The organism is Pedobacter aquatilis, assembly GCF_030409415.1.
GTDB lineage: Bacteria > Bacteroidota > Bacteroidia > Sphingobacteriales > Sphingobacteriaceae > Pedobacter > Pedobacter aquatilis.
On the sequence record NZ_JAUFPW010000034.1, the window covers coordinates 66,245 to 84,158 of the forward strand.

Annotated in this window: 12 protein-coding genes and 1 other RNA gene; 3 read left to right on the plus strand and 10 right to left on the minus strand. The window is 36.7% G+C overall.

The genetic code is table 11. The features are described from left to right. Positions 1–127 precede the first annotated feature (127 nt). Entirely contained in the window at positions 128–676 is a 549-nt protein-coding gene (locus QWY86_RS16285; RefSeq protein WP_290243543.1) for a transposase, read from the minus strand. 257 nt (positions 677–933) lie between these two features. Further along, on the minus strand, positions 934–6,525 hold the full coding sequence (locus QWY86_RS16290) for an alpha-2-macroglobulin family protein (RefSeq protein ID WP_290243545.1): 5,592 nt from the start codon (positions 6,523–6,525) through the stop codon (positions 934–936). Positions 6,526–6,722: 197 nt separating this feature from the next. Between QWY86_RS16290 and QWY86_RS16295 the strand changes: the two genes are divergently transcribed. Next, entirely contained in the window at positions 6,723–7,145 is a 423-nt protein-coding gene (locus tag QWY86_RS16295; RefSeq protein WP_290243547.1) for a nuclear transport factor 2 family protein, read from the plus strand. Between the two features lie 127 nt (positions 7,146–7,272). On the opposite strand, the gene QWY86_RS16300 is transcribed toward QWY86_RS16295, so the two are convergent. After that, a complete protein-coding gene (locus QWY86_RS16300; protein WP_290243549.1) occupies positions 7,273–7,677 on the minus strand; it encodes a hypothetical protein in 405 nt (134 codons plus the stop codon). 94 nt (positions 7,678–7,771) lie between these two features. Further along, positions 7,772–10,336, minus strand: coding sequence for a type I DNA topoisomerase (topA, locus tag QWY86_RS16305; protein ID WP_290243550.1), 2,565 nt, complete (start codon positions 10,334–10,336; stop codon positions 7,772–7,774). 238 nt (positions 10,337–10,574) lie between these two features. On the opposite strand from topA, the gene QWY86_RS16310 reads away from it, so the two are divergent. After that, positions 10,575–11,297, plus strand: a complete 723-nt coding sequence (locus QWY86_RS16310; RefSeq protein WP_290243552.1) for an RluA family pseudouridine synthase — start codon at positions 10,575–10,577, stop codon at positions 11,295–11,297. Between the two features lie 79 nt (positions 11,298–11,376). Continuing rightward, positions 11,377–13,167 (plus strand): chloride channel protein, encoded by a 1,791-nt coding sequence (locus tag QWY86_RS16315; RefSeq protein ID WP_290243553.1) that lies wholly within the window; start codon positions 11,377–11,379, stop codon positions 13,165–13,167. Positions 13,168–13,263: 96 nt separating this feature from the next. Here the strand turns inward: QWY86_RS16315 and QWY86_RS16320 are convergent, their stop codons facing one another. From QWY86_RS16320 to QWY86_RS16345, 6 genes are all read right to left on the minus strand, one after another. Then, positions 13,264–14,670, minus strand: coding sequence for a sigma-54-dependent transcriptional regulator (locus tag QWY86_RS16320; RefSeq protein WP_290243554.1), 1,407 nt, complete (start codon positions 14,668–14,670; stop codon positions 13,264–13,266). 548 nt (positions 14,671–15,218) lie between these two features. Continuing rightward, positions 15,219–15,596: RNase P RNA component class A (gene rnpB, locus QWY86_RS16325), an RNA gene on the minus strand. Between the two features lie 48 nt (positions 15,597–15,644). Continuing rightward, positions 15,645–16,091, minus strand: a complete 447-nt coding sequence (locus tag QWY86_RS16330; protein WP_290243555.1) for a c-type cytochrome — start codon at positions 16,089–16,091, stop codon at positions 15,645–15,647. 229 nt (positions 16,092–16,320) lie between these two features. Then, positions 16,321–16,971, minus strand: coding sequence for an SCO family protein (locus QWY86_RS16335; RefSeq protein WP_290243557.1), 651 nt, complete (start codon positions 16,969–16,971; stop codon positions 16,321–16,323). A 220-nt stretch (positions 16,972–17,191) separates the two neighbouring features. Continuing rightward, positions 17,192–17,449 (minus strand): YHS domain-containing protein, encoded by a 258-nt coding sequence (locus QWY86_RS16340; protein WP_290243558.1) that lies wholly within the window; start codon positions 17,447–17,449, stop codon positions 17,192–17,194. 5 nt (positions 17,450–17,454) lie between these two features. Continuing rightward, a complete protein-coding gene (locus tag QWY86_RS16345; protein ID WP_290243559.1) occupies positions 17,455–17,910 on the minus strand; it encodes a hypothetical protein in 456 nt (151 codons plus the stop codon). Positions 17,911–17,914: the final 4 nt, after the last annotated feature.

Here is a 17,914-nt window from a genome sequence, read left to right on the forward strand (position 1 = left end):
TTCCCCGATGTCGGGACAAGCTTTGCCTCGCAATGACGACCGCCATAAACGTCATTGCGAGGTACGAAGCAATCTCTATTTTACATATTGTATTATTTCTTGCCGTGGTTCATATCTCCACGAACCATTATAGTTCCAACCTCAAATCTTTTAAAAATAAGAAGTTGGTTTGATTATTTTCGTAAAAACTTGCAGATGAGTATTTATAGTTTTTTGGTTCATCTGCCAATTGCCAATACGCTGTATTTGGGTTGTTATGTATGTAATCAAGTTTTTGATAAATTACTTCTGGCGAATATATTACTATAGCCATCGGGTCTCTCTGCCAAAATTCATAAGATTTGTTTACCGCATTTGTTTGATATTTATTTAACTCATCAGCATTTAACAATTTTTTAAACTCGTGAGCTGTATATTTTAAGAATGAACCTTGTGGTGTTTCTTTGCCATTTAATGCGTTAATTCGCCAGATAATATGAACATGATTTGGCATAATTACGAATGCAAAAACATCGATTTTGTTTTTGCTGCTTAAGTAGGTTAAAGAGGTTATGATGATGTTTTTAAATTTATCTTCCAATAATAGTTCTTGCCATTTATTAATTGTTGCTGTCCAAAAATATATTTGTCCTATTTCTATGTAGTTATGACGCTTTTGTTCAAATAGCTTATCCATAAACTATCAATTTAAGTTTCAATTTTGTTCGTGGAGACACGAACCAAGGCGGCAATGGATTAACAGCTAAATTATGCTATGTTTCGTGTCTCTTAAGCCAAGGCATGGTTTGTGACTCCACAATCAATTATTAACCAAGCTTTGCCTCGCAATGACGACCGCCATAAATCATTGCGAGGTACGAAGCAATCTCTATTTTACACATTGTATTATTTCTTGCCATGGTTCGTGTCTCCACGAACCATTAACCAATATCCTTACTTCACCACCTGAACCCATTTTCCATCCTGCGTAGCAGAAATATCATTATTGTACATGGCTTCGCATTGAACTGCTGATAAATAATATCTACCTGTATACGATGCATTCAACAACACCTTATACACTAAACTTTCATTTTCCCGAATATTGAAATAGGTAAAAACCCTATCGTCACGGATATCCTGATAAGTAAATGGAGAAGAAGCCAACATACTTTGATTCTCATTAACCCTGGTATTAATAATTTCCCAACCTGACGGGAAAATTTGAGTTAAAGCCATTTGCTCGTAGTAACCCATTCTACCAGGATTTTTAACCGTAACTTCTGCATAGAAATCCGTTCCTTGTTTCAAAGTCGTTGGGTCTAAAGCTGTACCGTTTAAGCGTTTGTAAGCCACATTCATATCTAAAACATCAGGTCGGTTTGGTAAGAAATTATTCTGACCAGCAACAGGTTGTCCCTCTAAAACCAAACGAACAAACAAAACATTATTACCTTTATTTGTAATGGAAGCGATATTTCCTTTAAAATTAACAGCAGTACTGTTGATATACTGCCCAGAATTTACAGGAGCCGATTTTCCATCCAAAACATATTGGTATTGTAGTTTATTTGAAGATTGATTGGTGCCGCAGAATTTCGCGATGGCCAATAAACTATAAGCCGTAGTTTGGGTGCTATACCAGGTGTTTTCACCAAGTTTAGCCGCCAATGGCTGTAATAAACTTGCCGCCTTAGCTTTCTGACCAAGCAATGTTAAGGTTTCTAAAATCATGGCTTCATCCCGAACGTCAGAGCCATAAGTTCCGCCCAATTGTTTGTAGGGTTGAATAGTGGTATTTAAACCACTAATCAGATTTTGTGCAACGCTACTTTGTCCGGCTAATTTATAAGCAGCAGCCAAGCGCCATTTTGCAGCAACTGATAGATATTCAAAAGCTTTCAATCTGTTCATGGCTGCCATTTCTGGTTTTTTAGCTAAGGCCAGCACATACAATCTATAAGCTTGAGATAAATCTCCACCGTAGAAATTATTGCTGTTTGGTGCCCAGTTTGCAGCTTTTGTTTTTTGGTAACGGAGTAATTCTTCCAATAATCCGACAGGTAAAGTATAGCCAGCATTTTGCGCCTCTACTAAAAAGTGTCCAGCGTAATTGCTTCCCCATTCGTCAGCATTGCCTTCTCCTGGCCAGTAAGATAAGCCACCATCTGTTGTTTGGAAGCCTTTTAATCGGGTTATTCCAGCTTTTATATTCTTTTCGGTTTGAGCTTTTTGCTGCTCATTTAACGGACTTAATCTATCTAAAAACAACTGAGGGAAAATACCCGAAGTGGTTTGTTCAATACATCCGTGCGGATATTGAATTAAATAACTCAAACGCTTTTTCAAATTAATTGCCGGAATAGATGATACTTCTAAAGTACCAGAATTCGTACCGCTCATTCCGATAGGTAAATAACTTACCGACCATTTTTGACCAGGTTGAACCGTTGCCGAAACTACATTAGTAACATAAGGATTTGGATTTCTAATATCCATTTCAACATCGTATTCGGTTTTTTCAGCTCCGCTTTGCGCTTTAACTTTTACTTTTGCGATGCCAACTTTATCTGGTGCCTTCACCTCGAAATAAGCCATCTGCTCGCCAGTTTGCTTATAGTAAAGTTGCTGCTTATTTGTGCCTTGAACAATTAAATTATTAGCCTGAAGTTGAACAGATACATTTTTTAGATTATTTTCTGTCGCAAAAACGGTAACGGGTAAAGTAAAGGTTTCGCCTGGACCAATTACACGTGGCAGCGTTGCCAAAACCATTAGAGGCTTTTTAACTTGTACTGATTTTTCAGCCATTCCATAAGCCGCATCCTGACCAGCAACCACCATTGCCCTAACCGCACCAATATATTGTGGTAATTTGAATTTATGCGTTTTGCTTTCGCCTTTTCCAACAGTAAATGGTCCCATAAATTTTACTACTGCTTTAAAGCGATTAGCCTTTGCAGGATTTAGATTTTTATTGATGCTACCATCACCACCGATGCTTAATATGCGTTCTAAATTTCCACCCCAAGCACCTAAAACATAATCGAATAAATCCCAGGTTTTAACTCCTAAACCTTCACGGGCATAAAATGCGCCATGTGGGTCTGGCGTTTTGAAGCGTGTTAAATCTAACAAACCCTCATCAACCAAGGCGATGGTGTAAGTCATGGCTTTACCGTTTTGCTCGCCAACCGTAATGGTATTTTCAGTTTCTGGCTTAATTTTATCCAACATTTTGATGGTTGGTTTTAGAATGGTTTGTGGGTCTTCAACCGAAAGCGGAATTGCACCATACATTCTAATTGGTAAATCGTTAACTGTTTGTGCATGAGGCTGTAATAACGTAATATTTGCAAAAACATTTGGTGCCATTTCTTTCTCTGCCTTAAACGAATACTGTGTTTGCCCAGCTTTGGTATCAATCCAAAAAGTTTTTAAAACCCGACTTCCATTCTCGATTGAAATTAAAGCTCTGCCATTTTTTGCCGACGGAATCGTTAGCATAATGTCTTCACCAACCGTAAATTTCTCTTTGTTTGCTGTGAAAGATAACATGGATGCTTCGGTTGGATTTGCACCTTGCTCTCGCTGTGCCCAACCTGGCCAATCTACATAAACGGATTTTCCAGTTACATGGCCACCTTTCAAATCGCGAACCAGGATTAAGTAACGACCCCATTCTGGTTCATCAATGCGCAAATTCCAACTGCCTTTTCCGTTTGTTAAGTTTATCTGATGCGTTTCTACCAACTTATTATACTGGTTTTGGGTGAAATTTGCATAAGTATATTGATTATCCTGTTCCCACCACCAACGCCATTGCGTTTTATACAATTCTACCTGAACGGTTTTACTGCCCGAAAGTAATTTACCATCCGTATTAACATTTACAATCTCAATTTTGTGGTCTTTTCCGGTAACTAGCATACCACTTAATTTGTCGCCTTTTTCTGGTCGAACACCTAAGTAATTATTGTAAACATGGTACGGAATACTAAAGTTATCAATACTGAAATTACCTCCTGGCTCGAAAACTTTAGTGGTAAAATTTGCCCTTAAAACACCTGGCGCAGTATTGTTTTCGTTTAAATTGGTGTTTATTTGTGCTGTACCTGCTGCACTTAACGTACCCTCAAAAATAGTTTTAATCTGCGATTCAAAATTAACCGTAGGATTATCAAAACTAAAGCCATCAAAACCTTTAAATTTGGTTTCTGTCGTATTTAAGTTAACATCAACTTTAGCCCTTAAATTTTGTGCTGGTGTACCAAAAAGCCATTTGGCCGATAGGGTAGCGGCAGAAGTTCCGGCGCTCAAATAAGTTCTGTTACCCACATTGAAATCTATTTTCAAACGGTTTGGCATTACCGTTTCTATTTTCAAAGTTTTGGTAAAGGTTGCACCACCAGCCTTAACTTTTGCCATCCAATTTCCGGTTGGCGATGTGCTTTCTGTTGCGGTTTTAAAAGTATAGAAACCATTTACAGGCTTGCCATTAATTAAGCGTTTATATAATTGTCCTTTCGGATTATAAAACTCCATGGTAACAGGATAATTTGCAGGTAGCTTTTTTAATTTATCTTCCAAAACGAAAGAAACAAATAAACTATCTCCTGGTCGCCAAACGCCACGTTCGCCATAAATAAAACCTTTTAAACCACGTTGAACTACATCGCCGCCAACATCAAAACGGCTTAGCGGTAACGAGCTGCCATCATCCAATTTCAAGTAGCCACGTTCTGAACCATTTTTAGCAATTAACAAAAACGGTTGGCGTTTTAAATCGAATTTTGCAAATCCATCGCCATCGGTTTTGGTTGTAAAAATAGTTTGGCGTTGGTAGTCTATTAGTTCTAAACTTACGCCACTTAATGGTTTCGCTGTTAATAAATCCGTTGCTAGGATAAGCATACTATTATCGTTCCCTCGTTTTGCAACTAAACCAATATTGGAGGCAATTAAATTACGGCTTGCCCAACGTTGATTGGTGTAAAATGATGGTGTGCAAGGATTATCTTTATCATTCCAACGGTAATTGTTTGGGTAGTAATTATTATATCGTTGCCAGAAATCGTCATCTTCATCAATCTTTTCACCATAATAACCACCTTCTTCATCCTCGTAATTTTCGTTGCTATCCTCAAGCGATTCCGCATTTGCTTTGCAGTTGTAGGCGTTATATTCTTGTCTAAAAGCAATGGTTACGCGATACATTGCACCAGGTTCTGTACGAATCATTTTATCCAAATCGAGTGTAAAGCGATTCTTTTTGTGCAGATTTAAGGCTTTATCTTCATCCAAACGAACCGTTTTTTGTAAAATTGGTTTGGCTACGCGACGAAGCTCATTACCATCTTTATAGCTGTTAGTTTGAAAAAATTGAGGTATATTGTTTTCATAAATTTTGATAACCGTAACATCGACCGCTTTTAGGTTTGTCGCTTCGAAAGGAAGAACCAATTTGCCCGAATTTGGCAAAATCGTACCAGCACCTGCAATGGTAACACTCGGTAATTTATCCTCAAAATTTAAGCTGGCCGTTTTTCCGCCAGCCAAAACCTTACCATTAATATTTTCGATGCCATTATTTACGTTTAGGTTGTAATTTCCTTTCAGTTCTTCGGCAGCATAAACTTTAACCTGACTGGCATCAATGGTGAAGCGTAAATCACCTAAATTTCCAAGTGTAATCATACCGGTTAAATCCTGTCCAACACCAATTGGTTCAGAAAACTGTATCAAAGCATAATCTTCTTCGCCTTGAATGGCTTTCATATCCAGAATTTCAAACTTATTTAAAGCCGGAATACGGATTTCTTCTTTGCCTTTTTGGTCGGCATCAATTGCATCGCCATCCCAATTTATTTTTAAAGTTTGGTCGGTGGCTTTTTTCTTGATACTGTCAATTGTGAATTTAGAAATGTTCTTAGCGGGGTCATGTTGCCATTTTATCTTTAACTTCTGGTCAAAATCAAGCTCGATTACTTTCTCAATTTTAGCAGTTTCTTCCGCATCAGCTGTAGCTAACTCGCCAGTTAATTTCATGTAATCTAATGAGGTATTGTTTTGAGAAACTAATCCATTTTGAGATAACATTACCCCAGGCGTGATTACTTTAAACTCGAAGTCGAAATCTTCCAAACCTTTTTCGGTTGCAGAAACTTCCGATAGTTTAAAGGTTGCTTCGTATTCTTTACCTGGTTTTAGATTTTCATCTGGTCTGAACTCTACGGTTTGCGGGTCAATCCAATAGGTTTTACCTGAAATAGAGGGCGAAAAATCAAATAAGTCGCGAGAATCGGCTTTGCCTAAATCTTGCATACCTGTAGCAGCATTAGCTAAATGAACACGGATAAAACTTTTTTTGGAAATGGTTCCAGAAGTGTAAGCTTCGATATATTTTGCATAGGCTTGATTATCTTCATTCGATTCCTTTTTATGCCTGAAATAAATGAAAAGTATTGCAGCGATAGAAGCTACGAGTAAGCCGATAAAAATAAATTTCTTTTTGTTGGAAGATTGGTAGGTAGATGGTTGTTCCATTTTTGAAATTTTAATTAGATGTGATTCAAAATAAACTAAAATTCCTGTTAAAATAAATTATGTTGAAAATTAAGAAGTTGTGGGAATCTTGCTGTTATATGTTTTCATCATTGCAAGGCAGCGTTTTTAATTTTCCAAGTTTTAATTTGTTCCTTAACAATCATTTAAATAAGTTTACGACATCAACCCAACCAGATATGATTAAGAAACTATTGATTTTTGCTGCCTGTATTTTAATTACACATGTGTCTTTTGCTCAAAAAATGGAAGTAGAAGAAGCTGTAAATAAATTAACTAAGTTGATGGTTACACCAGATAGTGTTTCTCTGGATAAACTAATTTTACCAAATTTAAGTTACGGACATTCTAGCGGGAAAATTCAAACCAAGCAAGAATTTATACATTCCTTACTCTCTGCTGAATCGGATTTTGTAGATATTAACCTAAGCAACCAAACGGTTACTATTCAAAACAAAACAGCTTTAGTTCGTCATACCTTAAATGCAAAAACGAATGATAAAAATATTCCTGGAAATGTGAAGTTGTATATTTTACTAATTTGGAGTAAGGAAAAAGCAGGTTGGAAGCTTCTTGGTAGACAGGCGGTTAAAGTGCCTTAATGTTGTACGTTTTAAGTAGTAAGTTTTACGTGTTGGCGACGCTTTAATTAAAGTTGTATGTTTTTTGCGATACCTATACATTATTCGAAACCTATAACTTACAACGTGTAACCTAGAACTAAAGAACTTACTTTATCATCACGCCAGGCCTATTCACCAATGGGATTTTAATCAAATTGGTATCGATAATACTTTCAGGTAGGAAGATAAATTTCTTATCGTAAATAGTAGAACCGATATAGTAACTTAACCAATATTCGTTGGTTAAGCCAAAAACTTCAGGGTCGATTGCTTCCACACCTTTAAAGTCGTTTGCCTCCATGTCTCCAATAAAATGCCTTAAAACAGAAGTTTTAACCTGTTTACCGTCCTTTTCACCATAGCCTTTTGAGCTAATTAAGACATTGGTTATAGGTTCGTTTTTTAAATTAACAAGATAAACCGTCCAGTTTTTTACCTCGGGCGTTTCGCTCATCAGCACAACGGCCATGGCAATATCTTCAACTGTATTTTCTGGTAAATCGGCTTTCATTTGGATAATGGATAAAAGAGCAAAGAATAAAGACTGTGATTTTTAGGTTTAAAAAATTAATCTTTAATCCTTGTTCCTTACTCTTTGTTCAAAATTATTTTTTCTTTGCCACAGCCTTTTTAGCCGCTGGCGCTTTCTTTTTAGCAGGTGCTTTTTTCTTAGTTTCGAAAGCATTTGGTACTTGCTCTACAATCATTTTCTTTACCACTTCCAAATCGATATCAGCCAATTCTTCAGGAGTATATTTTTGTTTGGTTGCTTCGTTGTTCCGCAATTTCAACATTAATTTACCAAAACGAATGAATGGTCCCCAACGACCGTTTTCGATTGAAATTTTTTCAGCTTCCCAGGTTTTAATGTAACGATTTGCTTCTTTCTCTACTTTTTTGCCAATCAAAGTTTCAATATCTTCTTGCGATAAATTATCGAAATCGTAACCCTTAGCTGGAATATTGATGAATAAATCGTTCCACTTTATAAACGGACCAAAGCGGCCTTTACCTTTAGTAACGCCTAAGCCTTGGTAATGAGCGATTGGTGCATCGTCATCCATTTTTTGTTTGATGATTTCTACCGCTCTGTCATACGTTACCGCCAAAGGTTCTTCATTCTTTGGCAATGATATAAAAGCCTCTCCCCATTTTACATAAGGACCAAAACGACCAACGCCAACCATTACTTCTTTACCTTCAAAATCAGGCAATGAGAATGGAAGTTTAAACAATTCAAGGGCTTCATCTAATGTAATTGTCGCTACGGATTGGTTGCGCATTAAACTGGCGTAACGTGGTTTTTCTTCTTCATCAAGCTCGCCAATTTGTACCAAAGGCCCAAATTTTCCAACTTTTGTATAAACGTTTTTGCCAGTTGCAGGGTCTAAACCCAATAATCTTTCACCTGTGGCACGCTCTGCAGTTTCTAATGTGTTCTCAACCTCTAAATGAAAAGGATTATAGAAAGAATGCAACATTTTAGTCCACTCTTGTAAACCTTGTGCAATCTCGTCAAATTCTTTTTCTACGCTTGCCGTAAAGTTAAAATCTACAATACCTTTAAAATGTTCCACTAAAAAATCATTCACTACTTCACCAATATCAGTAGGGAAGAGCTTAGATTTTTCAGCCCCCGTAATTTCTGATTTTGTATTTTTCGAAACCTTTCCATCAGCTAAAGTTATAGCGGTAAAGTTTCTTTGTTTGCCATCTCTATCTTCTTTAACCACGTAACCACGGTTTTGAACCGTAGAAATTGTTGGTGCATAAGTTGATGGTCGGCCGATGCCTAATTCTTCTAATTTTTTAACTAAACTAGCTTCGGTATATCTTGCTGGCGGACGAGAATAACGTTCTGTTGCCTGCATTTCTTTTAAGAATAGTTCTTGTCCTTTTGCTAATGGCGGTAGGATAGAACCGCCTTCATTTTCTTCGGTTTCTTCATCATCCGTAGATTCTAAATAAACTTTTAAGAAACCATCGAATTTTAAAACTTCGCCCTCGGCTACTAAATGTTCTTTCCTGGTTGATGCTGTAATTTGAGCGGTAGTTTTTTCGAATAATGCCTCACTCATTTGAGAAGCGATTGAACGTTTCCAGATTAAATCGTATAGACGTTTTTCTGAGATGTCTCCATCAACGGTATGCCTATCGAAATAAGTAGGACGTATAGCCTCGTGAGCTTCCTGTGCACCAGCTGATTTAGTTTTATATTTTCTTGGCTGATGATATTGATTACCATAAGCCGATTTAATTTCCTGTTCTGCTGCAGCTAAAGCCGTATCCGATAAATTTACCGAATCCGTTCTCATATACGTAATCTTTCCAGCTTCGTATAAACGTTGAGCAACCTGCATGGTTCTCGCAACTGAAAAACCAAGCTTTCTTGATGCTTCTTGTTGTAGGGTTGAAGTCGTAAAAGGTGCCGCTGGATTACGTTTTGCAGGTTTGGTTTCTAAACTTGTAATGTCAAACTTAGCTGTAGCGCAATCTTGTAAGAATTTTTCAGCATCAGCTTCGCTCTCAAAACGTTGTGGCAATTCTGCCTTTACAATTTCTTTGCCTTTACCTGTAGAAAACTGTGCTGTAACCTTATAAGCTGCTGTTGCACTAAAATGTTGGACTTCTCTTTCTCTTTCAACAATTAAACGTACCGCTACAGATTGTACACGGCCAGCAGAAAGTGATGGTTTAACCTTTTTCCATAAAACAGGGGAAAGCTCGAAACCAACCAATCTATCTAAAACACGGCGAGCTTGTTGCGCATTTACTAAATTATAGTCAATGCTTCGCGGACTATCAATTGCTTTTAAAATTGCGGGTTTGGTAATCTCGTGGAAAACAATACGTTTCGTTTTTTCCTGTTTTAATCCTAAGGTTTCAAATAAGTGCCATGAAATGGCTTCTCCCTCGCGGTCTTCATCGGATGCTAGCCAAACCATTTCGGCATCCTTCGCTAGTTTTTTAAGTTCGGCTACCAAAGCTTTCTTATCGGCTGGAACTTCGTATTTCTGAGCAAAATCATTATCGATATCGATTGCCATATCGCCTTTGGCTAAATCCCGAATGTGGCCATAGCTAGATTTTACAAGGAAATCTTTTCCTAGGTAGCCTTCTATGGTTTTAGCTTTAGCGGGAGATTCGACGATTAATAAATTTTTGGCCATGAAATACGTTTTTGTGCAAATAAAGCTATAATTAAGCTATAAAACCAAACATGCGCCTAATTTTATACAAATTATTTTTGAAAATATGATGATAAAAACTGATTTTTCGGGATTTAGTTTTAAAAATATCTGCTTATTTACGCTCCTAAAACTGTTGTTTAAATTAGAATTAAGCACGAGTAAATAATGCATTGAAAATAAAATCTGTACTTTTGCAGTTCATTAATAACAGCAAAGCTTGAAGTACCCTAATTTTAAAGACCTTATTCTTTTTGAAGACAACGATTTCATCGTAATTAATAAACCACCATTTTTAGCTTCTTTAGATGAGCGTGGGGGTTCTGGTGAAACTAATGTGTTGCGTTTAGCTAAACAATACAGCGATGATGCACAGGTTTGTCACCGGTTAGATAAGGAAACTTCTGGTGCTTTAATTATTGCTAAAAACCCTGAAGGCTATCGCCACGCTTCAATGCAATTTGAACGCAGAAAAGTTAACAAGACTTATCATGCTGTGGTAGATGGACACGTAATCTTTGAACATTTAACAGTCGATTTACCAATTCTAAACGATGGAAATAAAAATGTAACCATTGATAGGGCAGAAGGTAAGCGAGCAGAAACCATCTTCAATTCGTTAAAATATTATAAGCACTATACTTTGGTAGAGTGTAAGCCGATAACAGGCAGAATGCACCAAATTCGTATTCACCTGGCTACGCAAAGGGCAGCTATTGTTGGCGATGAAATGTATAAAGGCAAACCGGTTTTTCTTTCTTCAATAAAAAGAGGATATAAATTAACCAAAGGCGATGAGGAGCAACCGATTATGAAACGCTTTGCCTTACATGCAAGACATTTGGTTTTTAAAGGTCTTGATGATAAAGATATCGTAATCGATGCGCCATACCCAAAAGACTACGCTACCTTAATTAAGCTTTTGGATAAGTTCGATGCTTAAATAATTGCATAAATTATTGCCTCGGCATTCTGTTTTAGTTACATTTGGAACATTCACTCTCTATTAAAAATCCAATAGAATGTATATCCGCTTTGTAAATTACCTTGATAAGATTAATCAATATCGAAAATCAAAAATATCAAACCGTAATTTCTTAGTCGTACTCGCTGTAATCGTTGGCGTTTTGGCTGGATTAGCCGCTGCAGCCTTAAAAAGCTTAACACACCATATTGAAGAGTTTCTGCAATCGGATTGGCATTGGAAGTACAAATATTACTTGTACTTCATTTTCCCAATGATTGGTATTTTCCTAACCGTTTTATACATCAAATACTTCATCAGGAAAAGCAAATTTGAAACCGGTTTAACGCCTTTGCTTTATGCCATATCTAAAAAATCAAGCAAAGTTGAGCCACACAATATTTACTCGCAAATTATTACAGCAGCCGTAACCGTTGGTTTTGGGGGTTCAACAGGTTTGGAGGCACCAATTGTTACTAGTGGTTCAGCAATTGGTTCCAATCTAGGGCGATTTTTAGGTTTATCCTATCGGGAAATTACGATGCTTGTGGCTTGTGGTGCAGCAGCAGGTATTGCAGGTGCGTTTAATAGCCCAGTTGCAGGTATTGTTTTCGCCATCGAAATTCTCTTACCTGAATTTACAATTCCAGCATTTATTCCATTATTACTTTCTGCTGCAACGGCAGCTGTAGTCGCCAGATTATTTTACACCCAGCAATTATTCTTTCTGGTAACCGAAGGATGGCAAGTTAACGCCTTGTTTTATTATATCCTTTTAGCAGGTTTAATCGGCCTGTTTTCCATTTATTTTACCAAAGCCAATTACGCCGTAAAAGGATTGTTCTACAAAATCAAACATCCTTACACAAAAGTTATTGTTGGTGGTTTAATGCTTGGCTTTTTGGTGTTTCTTTTCCCAACACTTTATGGGGAGGGTTACATCACCATGAAAAACCTATTGCGGGGCGATTACTTGGCTGTAATTAATAACAGCATTTTCGAAGATTACAACAACATTCCTGCGTTGGTGGTATTGTTTACAGTGGTTACAATTTTTATGAAATCATTGGCAACCCTAATTACTTTGGGCGCTGGTGGTAATGGCGGTACTTTTGCGCCGAGTTTAATTATGGGAGGTTTGATAGGTTTTATATTTGCCTACACGGTGAACATTTTAGGTTTGGCACATTTGAACGTTTCAAACTTTATTGTGGCAGGGATGGCCGCTGCTTTAGGTTCGATTATGCATGCGCCACTTACCGGTATTTTTCTAATTGCTGAAATTACAGGAGGCTATATTTTAATGGTTCCGTTGATGATTACCACGGCGATTTCCTATGCTATTAATCGTAGCGCTCAAAAACATTCTATTTACACCAAAGTATTGGCCGATAAAGGCGAATTGCTTTCTCACGAGGATAAAGATACCACGGTTTTAAACCAGATGAAGTTGCGGTATTTGGTAGAGAAAACTTATCCTCAATTAAACATGGATGATTTGATTTCGCTTAAGATGAATGAAATTGTTCAATCGCATAAAAATATATGCGCCGTTACCAATGAGTTAGGCGATTTTAAAGGCATCATTTATATCGAAGAATTGTTTAGTGAAATGGTTAGCAATGTTAAAAAAGATGAACTAGCTGCTTCTGATTTAGTTCACGATGCGCCAAACACCATTAACGAAAACGACGATTTAAAAGTGGTTTTACAGAAAATGGAACAAGATAATGTTTGGCTTTTACCAGTTGTTGATGAGGCTAACCGCTATAAAGGTTTTGTATCTAAAACTGCCATTTTCAATAAATACAGAGCATTGCTGATGAGGCAAAATGATTATATGGGGTAATTTGTTTTAAAGTTGGTAAGTTTTAAGGTTGAAATGTTTTGCAATCTAAACTTTCCAACCTTAAAACTTTTCAACCTCTGATATTCAAACAGCGCTTTACTCCGCCCGCTTCAATCCAAACTTTTCAATCTTACTGTATAAATGACTTCTTTGAATGTCAATTTCATCAGCAGTTTTTGAAACATTCCAATTGTTTTTCTCCAGCTTAAATTTGATAAATTCTTTCTCAGCGTGGTCTTTATAATCCTGAAAATTATTAAAGCTATCAAAAGATGAAGACATACCGGAACCGCCAGTAGAATTTGCAATTTGCGTACTTGTTGCAGCACCAATATTTGTTCCACCACCAGGATTTGCAAAAGCACGAACATCATTTTCAGTAATTACCTTATCACTCAAAATAATCAAACGCTCAATCATATTGTGCAGCTCACGCACATTACCCGTCCATGGTAAAGCCTTTAAGGCAGCCATTCCACCATCATTAATTTTTTTAACAGGCATGCCGTAGTCACTACAAATGCTTTCTAAAAAGTTTTGTGCAATAACAGGAATATCATCTGTACGTTCGGTTAAATGTGGTACATGGATATTGATTACGTTTAATCGGTGGTACAAATCCATACGGAAATTACCATCTTCAATTTCCTTTAATAAATCTTTATTGGTTGCCGCTAACACGCGAACATTAACATCAATTTCTTTTTCGCCACCAACGCGAGATATTTTATGCTCTTGTAAAGCACGAAGCACTTTTGCTTGCGCAGAAAGGCTCATATCGCCAATTTCATCTAAAAATAAGGTTCCACCATTGGCCAATTCAAATTTACCAATACGTTGTTTCACAGCCGATGTAAATGAACCTTTTTCGTGACCGAATAATTCACTTTCAATTAATTCTGATGGAATTGCGGCACAATTCACTTCTATTAATGGACTATCTGCACGATTAGATTTTTCGTGTAACCAACGGGCTACCAGTTCTTTACCGCTACCATTTGCACCAGTAATTAATACACGAGCTTCAGTAGGGGCAACACGTTCAATGGTTTCCTTTATTTTAGAAATGCTATCCGATTCGCCTAAAATTTCACGTGTTTTACTTACTTTACGTTTTAAAACTTTTGTTTCGGTAACTAAAGTTCCGCGGTCTAAACCGTTGCGAACAGTAATTAATAAACGATTTAAATCTGGTGGTTTTGAAATAAAATCAAAGGCTCCTTTTTTACTGGCTTCAATAGCAGTTTCAACCGTACCGTGACCAGAAATCATAATGAAAGGTAAATCGGGTTTAATGGCTTGCGCTTGTTCCAGCACTTCCATACCATCCATCTTATTCATCTTAATGTCGCAAAGAACAAGGTCAAAATTCCCTTTCTTAATCATTTCCAGACCATCGATACCATTATCAACGTCTTCAACATCGTAATTTTCGTATTCTAAAATCTCGCGTAAGGTGCTCCTTATTGCCCGCTCGTCATCAATAATTAGTAGTTTGGCCATTCAGTTTTGTTTAGTCGTAATTCAGTTACGAATATATTATTTTTTAATTAATGTATAGTTTTTTATACATTGATTTAGGCTATAAACGAGAAATCGTTGAAAAGGTTTTAATTTTTTTATTTGGAAAACAAAGGGCAGATTTCCATCGGATTTTTCAGTCCTGCTGTACATTTTAGCCCCCATAAACCAGTGCAACTTGTAAGCATACCTGATTAAAAAACAGAGACAGATGCTTAAATCGGGGGCTGCCATTTCCATCAGGTTTATTTAACACAGGTTTGTGTAAGAAACATCCTTTTTGATACTCAAATTCTTTTCCGTGACTTCCGTGTTTCCGTGGCAAACCATTAAATGAAAATTACGTATAACTAAAGCAATGGGTGGGCTTTTAGTTTGATGATACAGGTTTTGGTTTTTAAACCTGATGGAAGTGATATACTTTTGGAAGCAGCTCTTCGACAAGTTCAGACTGACACTCACAAAAAGATATAACGTACAGCAGGACTGAACTTATAAAAGAATTACTGGAATTGCTTTTCAAATGAAATAAAAAATGCAGGTCTATAAGCCGGGTTCTGTTTTCTAATTGCTCAGAATTTCTATCATTAATCCACTGTAAATGTTGCCATTTACCTCTAACGACCTACCCACTAACATCGGACGGGCAGCCCTACATGCGTTAGCCTATTTGGTCTTTCAACGCTCGGGGTTTACAAACCAATACAGTCGCCTGTAATGCTCGTGCGCTCTTACCGCACGTTTTCACCCTTTCCCAACTTGCGCCGGGTGGTATATTTTCTGTTGCACTAATCCGTAATTCAGGTTTTCATTCCTAAATTCCTTTCCGTTAGAAAGCGAGATGCCCTGTGTTGCCCGGACTTTCCTCTCTCTCGATTACTCGAAACAGCGATAGAACAACCTGCATTTTGCGCAAAGATGGATTTTTTTAAGCAAAAAGCCACAAAATTTTTAACTTATTTGCAATCTTTTAATTGGTTAGAAACCGCTGAGTAAGGCACAAAACCTTGCTTATTACCAAAGGAATTTGTAATATAAACCATTACCTGAGCCACATCAATATCGGCCAATTCCGGGAATGCAGGCATTTTTTCTTTGTATTCTTTGCCATGAATAACCATGGTTTCATTCGCCCCATTTTTAATGAAGCAAGCCAAACTGGTTTTATTATTCTTTAGAAATATGGAATCTGTTAGCGGAGGTGCAAGTTGGCCCAAACCTTCGCCATTTTCGCCATGGCAATTTTGACATTTGGCCTTGTAAATATCTTTACCATTCGACATGTAGTTTTGCAAATCGATGGTTTCCTGATTTTGGCAGGAAACGATTATCGCAATAATGGAAAGCAAAAAAATAGAATTGATGATGTATTTGCGCATAGATGTTTTGTTAGTTTTTGCCAAATTATTTTGCCACGGAAGCACGGATTTACACGGAATTAAGATTCTTTATTTTGCTTCTGTAGCTAGAATAATTCTAATTAAATTATTTTGCCACGGAAGCACGGATTTACACGGAATTAACATTCTTTATTTTGTTTTTTTACCTATTTATTTAAATTATTTTGCCACGGAAACACGGATTTATATGGAAATAATATTCCCTTTTTTCTGTGTTTCCGTGGCAAATAAATTATTTTTTATACTCCGCCAATAAAACTGGAATATCCTTTTTCAATTGTTCAACCTGGTCTTCTTTTGTACCATCGTAAGCACCGCGAATTCTTTTGTCTTTATCAACTAAAACCAAATACCCTTGGTGTATGTAACCATCTTTGGCGGTGCTGTCTTCGCCAACGGCTACTAAATAATTTTTCTCAGCTAAAGTATAAACACTATCCTTGCTGCCATAAAGAAATTGCCATTTTTTATCATCAACGCCTAATTTTGCAGCATATTTTTTCAACACGGATGGTTTATCATATTTAAAATCAATGGTATGCGAAATAAACATTACGTCAGGATTTGATTTAAATTCGTTATAAACCGTCATTAAATTGCGGTGCATGGTAGGGCAGATGGTTGTACACGATGTAAAGAAAAAATCGGTTACGTAAATTTTGCCATCGGTAACTTTGTTTGTGGTTAAAACGCTATCCTGATTTAAAAAAGCCCAATTCGGAATGGTTTGATAAACCGTATCAATTTTTTCAACACCAGCTGCATCTTTAATAGTTTCTGCATGTCTTTCGCCGTAAATAGGTAGTTTTTTATCTTGTTGACAAGATGAAAGTATGATAATGGATAGCAGGCAAATTACTACGGATGAAATAATTTTATTCATAATATTTTAATAAAGTGTAAATATACGCCTCTGTTTTGCAGATGGCAATTAATTGATGTGGTATTCGTCATGATAGATTAAATTAACATTTTATTTTCGTCTTCGCGAGGCTTGATTAGCACGAGCCGAAGCAATTTCATTTAAGGGGTTTTCCTTTCGGAGATTGCTTCGTACCTCGCAATGACGAGTTTTTGAAGCAGCATGATGTGCTTAAATTGCTTTACTTCTTAACGTACTTTGCAGGCTCAGCCACAAACTTTTGTTTACAACTCTCAGAACAAAAATAAAAGGTAAACTTATTGTATACCGTTGTTTTTACACCAGTTGGTTTAATTTTCATCTTACAAACTGGGTCGATTACTCTTTTCTGTAAGGTATCAATTAAAACATTTTCTCTATCAGCTTTGATAGCTGCATTTGATTTTAAACTGATTGATGCTAATCCAAATAAGATTATTCCAAGACTTAAATTTTTCATTTTTATTAATGTTTATGATTAGACATTTCCATCTTTTCAGCTGGATTAATAAGGTAGATTTTCAAAACTGAATCTGATTCTTTAGTCGCTTTGATAAAGCTATCTTCTACAGCTCTTATCGAAATCATTTGCGATTTGTAATAGGCGATATCTTCCTGCTCATTTTTACCCTTAAATTCATCATTGAACGAATGCATCCAATCCATCATATTTTCATCGGCCTTATTTAATTTATCAACTAAAGCCTTTATCTTGATGGTATCTGGAGATAATTTTTGCCGTTCAGCAATTAAAATGGTGTCTAATTTCATTCTGTTTCTTATTACTTTTTCGCCATCAATCATCAGTTTATCGTGGATGTTTAAAACCTCTTTTTTGATGGCTTCCGAATCGGGTTCGGTTTTACATGCGCCAAAAAGTAAGATTATCACACTAAAAATCATTATTAATTTCTCTTTCATCGAT